The organism is Sphingobium sp. D43FB (genome assembly GCF_002312805.1).
Taxonomy (GTDB): Bacteria; Pseudomonadota; Alphaproteobacteria; order Sphingomonadales; family Sphingomonadaceae; genus Sphingobium.
In genome coordinates, this window is record NZ_NMUA01000099.1 from 1 (window position 1) to 2546 (window position 2546).

The 2546-nt window shown below is 54.1% G+C and carries 3 protein-coding genes; all 3 read left to right on the forward strand.

The window, feature by feature from the left end; translation table 11 throughout:
- Positions 1-312 precede the first annotated feature (312 nt).
- The 3 genes from SxD43FB_RS23275 (at position 313) to SxD43FB_RS23285 (ending at position 2425) form a co-directional block, all read left to right on the forward strand.
- Entirely contained in the window at positions 313-891 is a 579-nt protein-coding gene (locus SxD43FB_RS23275; RefSeq protein ID WP_235219105.1) for a DUF4142 domain-containing protein, read from the forward strand.
- Positions 892-1037: 146 nt separating this feature from the next.
- Entirely contained in the window at positions 1038-1514 is a 477-nt protein-coding gene (locus SxD43FB_RS23280; protein ID WP_096064133.1) for a hypothetical protein, read from the forward strand.
- Between the two features lie 569 nt (positions 1515-2083).
- Positions 2084-2425, forward strand: a complete 342-nt coding sequence (locus SxD43FB_RS23285; protein WP_176482908.1) for a biotin/lipoyl-binding protein — start codon at positions 2084-2086, stop codon at positions 2423-2425.
- Positions 2426-2546: the final 121 nt, after the last annotated feature.

The following is a 2546-nucleotide window of genomic DNA, read 5'->3' on the forward strand; positions in this document are numbered from 1 at the left end:
GAGTTTTGTTTTTATTTGAAGGACCGACCCGATCGGAGAAGAATTAAGTAAGATAGTGTAATATCGGGTTCCATATTTTAATAAGCGATAGCATATAGACCATGTGATAAGTCAAATCTCGCAATTCTTAATATTTCTATCCGATTAGCCAATGGAATCTGCTGCCGATTCAATTGCTATTGATTTAACAATTTAATTTATGCAATGCGGGCGATGGTGGAACGATTATCCAACAGCATCGTTACGACGTCGTCACGCTTAACGTGATGCGGCCACTTGACCGCTCGCAATCTATTCTACGGAGAAGGTACTATGCTGAAAGTCATTATGGCCGCGGGCGCGCTAGCGCTTTCAGGCTCAGGAGCTCTTGCCCAAGCTGTTTCGCCAACGAACACAGGTTCAATGTCGAGCATGGATACCGGCACAACACCGATAGCTGGACAGAATGAGCCAGCGTTTGTGATGGCTGCATCGGATGCGAACCTCTATCAAATAAAAGCAGCGCAGTTCGCCGTGACCAAGGCCCAGCGTGACGATGTGAAGGCTTATGCCAAGCGTGTTCAGACCGAAGCGCAAATCGCGCAGAAAGCCCTCATGGCCGCGCTGCGCAACGATCAGCGGACAATAAAAGCGCCATCGTCATCGCTTTCCTCCGACAGAGCCGCACTCGTGAAGCTGCTCCAGAAGACGCCGCGCGGCAGCTTCGATAATCTTTATCTATCCCAGTCCGCCCAGGTACTGCAGGCGGCATGGGCCATCAACAAAGGCTATGCGCAAGACGGCACCGACCCAGCCTTGAAGCAAGTCGCGGGAACCGCCGTTCCCACACTGGAGCAAGAACTCACCAATGGGAAGGCACTTCTTCCTTCAGCATTGACCGGCGGTCAATGATCATAGTGGCGCCCGTTCTTCACGGGCGCCACTCAATGTGATCGTCATGCCCTGGCGGGCAGCCGCTGTTATTTCAAGCGCGGTAACAGTGAACCCCACAGCGGTCGTGTTTATGCTTTCAACCTTGTCTTCAGGATATTGGGCGGATGATGATACTTGTTTTTGCCATGGCGGCTCTTGCACAAACCCCCGAGCAACCCGCCAGAAAAGATGAGACAGTTGACCGCGGTCGCGAAATCGTCACTCAGCCGGCGAAAGATATTGGCGCGGCCAAAACCGAAATTCCAGTTATTCTGGTAAGAGCGCAAGAAAATCCCTATGGTCTCTCCGGCTTGAAATCCTGTGCACAGATCAAGGCCGCAACCACGGAACTCGATAGCGTCCTCGGACCTGATTTTGCGGTCGGCAACAACAAAAAAGAGAACAGGGCTGGTCGGCTGGCCGAGGCCGGAGGGAAAACTATTGTTAACACAATCATACCGTTTCGGGGCTTAGTTCGGGAGATTTCGGGCGCAGCTCCGGCCGAAAGACGCCTGGCGTCAGCAATCGACGCCGGCTTCGCGCGCCGCGGCTTTCTTCGTGGAACAGCGCTCGCACGGCGCTGTCCGGGTAGTAAAAATTAACGACGAAAGCTGACGCTATTGAATTCAATGCCGCTGTGTGAGCCTGCGCATTATCTCGTGAGCTTGGCATTGCAGGGCAACAACTCCGGCGAGACTAACAAGAAAGTACTAGCGGTCGAGACCGCCCATAATATCGCTGTCGGACAAGGTGACGGCACCCATCCAATCAAAGTGGCGCGGCAATATTCGGATGGCGCTGCTCATATCACGATAGCCCATTTTTGCGCGGATTGAACCTGGACATCGGATCTCGGCTCAGTTTTTATCGACCGTCCTGTAGGCACCAGTAACCTTCTCGCCGAAATGGTGGGCATCATGCGCGTTCAGCTTCTGAATTTGTGCCCCAGCTTAACAAATCGTTCCTCGGTATATTCTGATTCTGGCGCGGAGTTTGGGGGGAGCTACAGCCTGATAGGGCGGCTGATGGTTAGTACCGGTCCAGCGGCGTCGGGCAAGAGCGAATGATAGGGGCGTAAACGCTGAGGTTCCATATAATATGCAATTGCCGAGCGCCCTTTAATGCTGCAAGAGCAGAACCGCACCGCGCATCATGGGGGATTGTAATTTATATGGCGGACAAGTCGGCCACTGCTTCGGCGGATCCTGAGGGCCTCGGCGAATCCGCAGCGTCCCCGCTTAAATCGCCACGCGTTCGCCTGGCGATGCTCATTGGCGCGATCTTGCTGCTCATTGGTGGCCTTGTCTGGTACTTGGATCATCAGAACCGGGGCCGATACATGCAGGTGACCGACAACGCCTATGTTGCGGCGGATTCCGTCATCACAGCGCCCAAGATCGCCGGATATGTTGAACGGGTATTCGTTATCGAGAATCAGCCGGTTCGGCAGGGGCAGTCTCTAGCCCGTAAAATTCATCCGGGTTGGATTTTTAGCGCAAAGCTGACCGCTTGAACTGGGAGCAGGCGCACGGGATCATGCCCCTTGTGCGGGGTGATTTCCGATGATCGAAGCTTGTGGGTTGAAGGGGTGGGTTCGATGCGATGGGCCTTGCCCGGCGGTCAGGTGATCAGGC